The 4,598-nt window shown below is 55.1% G+C and carries 6 protein-coding genes and 2 pseudogenes; 3 read left to right on the top strand and 5 right to left on the bottom strand.

Annotated elements, in window-relative coordinates; all coding sequences use genetic code 11:
* The 4 genes from WS68_RS27405 to WS68_RS27395 all read right to left on the bottom strand — a co-directional run.
* A partial coding sequence (locus WS68_RS27405; RefSeq protein ID WP_156429407.1) for a hypothetical protein occupies window positions 1–224 on the bottom strand: 224 nt, incomplete at its 3' end.
* A 105-nt stretch (window positions 225–329) separates the two neighbouring features.
* Window positions 330–707 carry a hypothetical protein gene (locus WS68_RS27400; RefSeq protein WP_156429406.1) on the bottom strand — a complete coding sequence of 126 codons (378 nt, stop codon included), beginning with the start codon at window positions 705–707 and terminating at the stop codon, window positions 330–332.
* A gap of 347 nt (window positions 708–1,054) precedes the next feature.
* Window positions 1,055–1,756, bottom strand: coding sequence for a hypothetical protein (locus WS68_RS28295; RefSeq protein ID WP_059570385.1), 702 nt, complete (start codon window positions 1,754–1,756; stop codon window positions 1,055–1,057).
* 145 nt (window positions 1,757–1,901) lie between these two features.
* Complete coding sequence (locus WS68_RS27395; RefSeq protein ID WP_156429405.1) at window positions 1,902–2,093, bottom strand: hypothetical protein; 192 nt, start codon at window positions 2,091–2,093, stop codon at window positions 1,902–1,904.
* A gap of 176 nt (window positions 2,094–2,269) precedes the next feature.
* Between WS68_RS27395 and WS68_RS27390 the strand changes: the two genes are divergently transcribed.
* From WS68_RS27390 to WS68_RS27385, 3 genes and pseudogenes are all read left to right on the top strand, one after another.
* The gene (locus tag WS68_RS27390; RefSeq protein ID WP_156429404.1) at window positions 2,270–2,629 is read left to right on the top strand and encodes a hypothetical protein; all 360 of its coding nucleotides are present in this window, start codon (window positions 2,270–2,272) and stop codon (window positions 2,627–2,629) included.
* 217 nt (window positions 2,630–2,846) lie between these two features.
* A pseudogene (locus WS68_RS25875) lies at window positions 2,847–3,029 on the top strand (helix-turn-helix domain-containing protein); the annotation flags it as partial.
* A 185-nt stretch (window positions 3,030–3,214) separates the two neighbouring features.
* Window positions 3,215–3,349, top strand: a pseudogene (locus WS68_RS27385) (transposase domain-containing protein); the annotation flags it as partial.
* Between the two features lie 232 nt (window positions 3,350–3,581).
* Here the strand turns inward: WS68_RS27385 and WS68_RS08545 are convergent.
* The gene (locus WS68_RS08545; protein ID WP_197419558.1) at window positions 3,582–4,436 is read right to left on the bottom strand and encodes an EAL domain-containing protein; all 855 of its coding nucleotides are present in this window, start codon (window positions 4,434–4,436) and stop codon (window positions 3,582–3,584) included.
* Between the last annotated feature and the right edge of the window lie 162 nt (window positions 4,437–4,598).

Raw genomic sequence — 4,598 nt, 5'->3', positions numbered from 1 at the left:
GATTGTTGCAGATCATTGCGACCGGTAATGTCCACGCCCGATGCATTGGAGTTCGAGGTGTTGCCGGTCTGGTCGGCGTGATTCTGGTTGTTGTTCGCTTGACTGGTCGTGTCGCCCATGTTTTGCGACGAACAGTTACTGGTACCGGAAGGGCAGGCGCTTTGCGCATACGCTGTGCATTGGACCACTGAAAGGATCACAATAGAAATCAGTTGTTGTTTCATGCTTTTCTCGAAAAAAGCGGGCGCTGTACAAGCCGCCTACCAAAAAAAGCGCCGCGCTATCCGAGGGCCACAATTGCGCGCGACACCGATGAAATGAGTGAAGGCTCAATAAGCGCAAAGGTTATCGACTGCCGTGCGCAGGTCGTTCAACGACGCGGGTTCCCACCCAGAAAGCTGCATCGCCTTAAATGCCCTTGCTTTCCATTCGGCCGCCTGCTGTTGACTGCCTTCTAGCACCGATTGCGCATGGTTAATACGCCGCTGAATTTCGGTGTAAATCGCTTCGCGCTCAGTCTTTTCGGCGGCGATTTCCTCGGGAGTCTTACGTCCATTTCTCGGCTCCGTCAGAATTCTCACGATTTCTGGTAGATGTGTGCGAGCGGTTTGTCGCTCCAATACATTCAAATCGCGTTCGATCGCATTTGCCGGAAGTTTCCGATCTGCTATTGATGAATAAAATATCAATGTTTCGAGAGGTGCCATACTTCCCCCATGGGTTAATTTAGATTAAATCGCGCATGAAAGGTGAGGATTTTCGGGGTCACGCACGTCGACCGATTGCGCAGGCTTTTATCTGCTCCGCATTGCGCTGCTCGATTGCGGTCAAAGCGAAGAACAGTGCGACAGCCACGGCCGCGCCGAGCCAGATCTTTATCGAGGCCACGTGAATATCCCCGCACGATAGGCGACACATAGAAACCAGATACAGCCAACCGCGACGCCGTGGACGAAGGCCATCCCGCAGGCGCGAGCAATATGCCCGTGAACGCGACCACAGCAGGCAAGCAATGCGTTATCGTTTGCAGCGCGCATATCAGGCTCCCATAGCGTTACGCCACCGCATTCGCTGCGAGAAACTCCTCACACCATTCCAACGCTTGCTTCGATGCCGGATTGGTTTCTGGCGTGTCGCCCTTGCGAATCGAGAGGAAGAATTGCTCGGCCGGTCGAGCCGAGTTTGGCTTGAATCCGAGTTGATCCGAGAAAACATCGATTCCACGCAGCTTTGCGATTGTGCCGACGAGGCAAGCGCATTCGCCGCTATAGACGGTTCCATCGACTCGACCTTCTTTGAGCGCTGTGATTACGCCAGGAACTTCGGCCTTGGATTGATTGAGAACGTCGAATAGGTCAGCCTTGATAGCTTCCGCGTCGCCGAATACCAGCGCGTCGCCGAACACCAGCGCGTCGCCGGACACCCGCGCGTCGCCGAACACCCACGCGTCGCCGAACACCCACGCGTTGCCGGACACCTGCGCGTTGCCGGACACCCGCGCGTCGCCGAACACCCACGCATTACCGGACACCTGCGCGTCGCCGAACACCCACGCGTTGCCGGACACCTGCGCGTCGCCGTACACCCACGCGTTGCCACCATGAGCAAGATTGGAATCGGATTCGATATAGCCGCCGAGATTGCCGGGTGCGACAAGTGCTCCAATTGCAACGAGTGCACGAATACGCTTCAACGTGCGGCCGTCGATCGTGGTAATGGTGTCGTCTTCAACGAATTCGTATTTACGGGTAGTCATGGTGGTCCTCTGTTGTGGTATTGCGTTGATCAGTGCAAGTGATGCTCGTCATCGTCGATTGCACGCAGTGCTTCGAGGAAGCGACGCACACAAAAGACAAGGAGGATGAGAGCGAGGGCGCCGAGTGAGCCGATGACGAGAAGGCTCATGCTTTGGTATTCTTGTTAGACTCAAGTAAAAGCCGCACGATGAGGGCAACAACGAACTCGTCTTTCCGATCACTTAAACGATATCGTTGAAAAATAAGTTCAGCGGCCCGCTCTTGAGCGGAGGTTGGAATTCCACTAATAACTGGGTCCGACTCGTCCAGGGATTGAGATCTGTCGATATTGATCATGGACTGTCCTCATTGTGGTGAACATCGCCTCGGCTTTTTTCCGGTTGCTTATCACATTGAACAGAAGAAAAATATGGTCATCTTTCGATGTCTATATTGTTTAAAATGGCGTGATTGCACGATATAGCCCTATTTGTCCTGCGGTCACATATATTGGTCAAGCGCCGGGCAATTTCATGGAACTTGCGGGCCGTCATGCAGTTAACTTAATGCTTTACCCAAAGCAGCCACCGGCAGAGATCCAGAGGCATTTGCCCAAAAACGTTGAAAAATCGTTCTGTGAGACCATAAGCATTCCTAAAATTTCTGCAACTTCCGCCGCCCAAACATTTCGACACACGCTCGAATTTGCCCTGAAAGCACTAAGCGATATATTTGGCATTGATGTTGACGGTGCTCCAGGACGCTTTGATAGCCACGTTGGCACCATCGAAATAAGTGGCGAAGACGCTGTCCTATCCGTAAATATCCGCGTTTGGGCTGTCGGGGGGCTGTTCGGCGCGAGCGAAAAATGGTTGATTCATGGAACCTCCTGATATGGGAATCCACTCTTCGCAACTACCATGCCAGATTGATAACGCATTGTTTTATATCGAAAAATCGAGTGGGTGCGACATTCAGGACTGCGAGCATGGACGGATCAGTCCATCCGGGTTGCAGGGCGATTGGACGAGATCGGCCAATCGCCAACTGGCGGGATGTAGGTCCCAATGGCCTGTAGATTGATCGTCCGCCTTCTTGGGAGCGTCGGCGATGAACGCGACTGGGACGATCACCATGACGATGCGTGAAGTGAATCGGCTGAAGGTCATTGAAGCTGTGGCCGAGTGTCGGCTCAGGCCCGGTCGGTCGGCCGAACGACTGGATTTGAGCGTGCGGCAGGTTGAGCGTCTGGTGTGGCGCTATCGCGCGGCTGGCGTGGCCGGATTGGTGTCACCATGCGGACTATCTCCAGCTTGAATTCCAGCGTGTACCGCCCTCTTGGGGTTGAACTGCTCCGGGAATCGTGGAGGCTGGTTGGTTTAAGTTAATGTGGACACGTCAGCGACGTTCGTGAGTTGCCCACAGTAGTTTGCCTCAGCTTCAGCAGGCGGGCCGATCTCGAACAATCAATGCGAGACGCGATCCGGCCGTTCGTCGTCGGCCGTAAGGGCTGGCTGTTCTCCGATACTGTCGCCGGCGCGCAGGCCAGTGCCAACCTGTACTCCCTCATCGAGACGTGCAAGGCGAACGGCGTCGAGCCGTGTCGCTATCTGGTCTGACTGTTCACCAGATTGCTGCTCGATGCAACCGCCGACGACTACGCCGATCTCATGTCTTGGAAAATACCTGCCGGCCTCGACCTCTGAGGGGTGTCGTTAAAAGACCGCATACAATAAATAAGCCGAATGATGGTCGCAATGTGGAATGATGGAATTCTCGGCGGTTCCGGCGTAGAAGCCCAACCTCGGATCTTCCTCACAAACAACCGAGGTTCAGGATGCATGGCTAGTGCAGTTTGTCTGGAAGGCTTTCGTAGTCGGACCGATCGATGTCTCGCGCCCCGATCAAAGCCAGTATCGCTGGATCCTCGATAAAATCCGCTGCCGAGGTCGCGGCAAGGATCGTTTCTGGCGATTGGGGGCGCGCGATGCCGAAACCTTGCACGAAGTCGACGCGCATGTTCTGCAGCACTTCAAGGGTGGGCGCATCTTCCACCCATTCCGCGATGCTCTGCATGCCGAGATTGCGCGCCAGTCCGATGACTGCTGCGACGATGGCCGCGTTGGCAGACAGATGATGAATATCACGCACGAATCCGCCGTCGATCTTCAGCGCATCTGCCGGTAGATCACGGAGATATGGAAACGAAGTGTAGCCGGAACCGAAGTCATCGAGTACGACGCGCGCGCCGAGATGCTGGAGACTGTCGACGAGCCGCCGGGTATTGTCCAGATCATGCAGCGCGACGCCTTCGGTGATCTCCATGCAGAGCATTGGTACTACGTGCTGATAGCGACGGAAAAGTGCACCTATCTCGAAGACGAAGCGCTCGTCGTTTAACGACGAGCCACTCACATTGATCGAAACGAAGTGTGTGCGTGTCAGCTTCGCACGATGGCAGTCGATCCACTCGAGTGTCGTTTTGATCACCCACTGATCGAGCGCGGAGATAGTGCCATTGGCTTCGGTGGCCGCGATGACGCGCGCGGGTGGAATCATGCTACCGTCCGGCGCTCGCATACGTAGCAATACCTCGAAGTCTAGCGTACCGTATGGCGCTTCCATCGACATGATAGGCTGCATTGCAAGGAAGAGCCCCTCGCTTGGCAAGTTGCCGCTGAACGTTTCGATCAGGCTCAAGTTGCGCGCACGCTCACCGAATATCGTCGCATTACTCTGATACATGACCTGCGGTGGACTAGACTAAATCTGACAGTGGTTGGTTTTTCATGCTGGCGCGCATTGGCGCGAAGGGCGTAGCCCGTAGCGGCAATGTGCGCCGCGAACAGCAAGGAGTCCACC

This window comes from Burkholderia sp. TSV86 (assembly GCF_001522865.1).
Lineage (GTDB): Bacteria > Pseudomonadota > Gammaproteobacteria > Burkholderiales > Burkholderiaceae > Burkholderia.
This window is presented reverse-complemented; position numbering and strand designations above follow the sequence as displayed.

What these genes read in the sequence shown, in the direction of transcription:
- WS68_RS27400 (WP_156429406.1), bottom strand. Translation starts at nt 707, where the DNA reads ATGGCACCTCTCGAAACATTGATATTTTATTCATCAATAGCAGATCGG.
- WS68_RS28295 (WP_059570385.1), bottom strand. Translation starts at nt 1,756, where the DNA reads ATGACTACCCGTAAATACGAATTCGTTGAAGACGACACCATTACCACG.
- WS68_RS27395 (WP_156429405.1), bottom strand. Translation starts at nt 2,093, where the DNA reads ATGATCAATATCGACAGATCTCAATCCCTGGACGAGTCGGACCCAGTT.
- WS68_RS27390 (WP_156429404.1), top strand. Translation starts at nt 2,270, where the DNA reads ATGGAACTTGCGGGCCGTCATGCAGTTAACTTAATGCTTTACCCAAAG.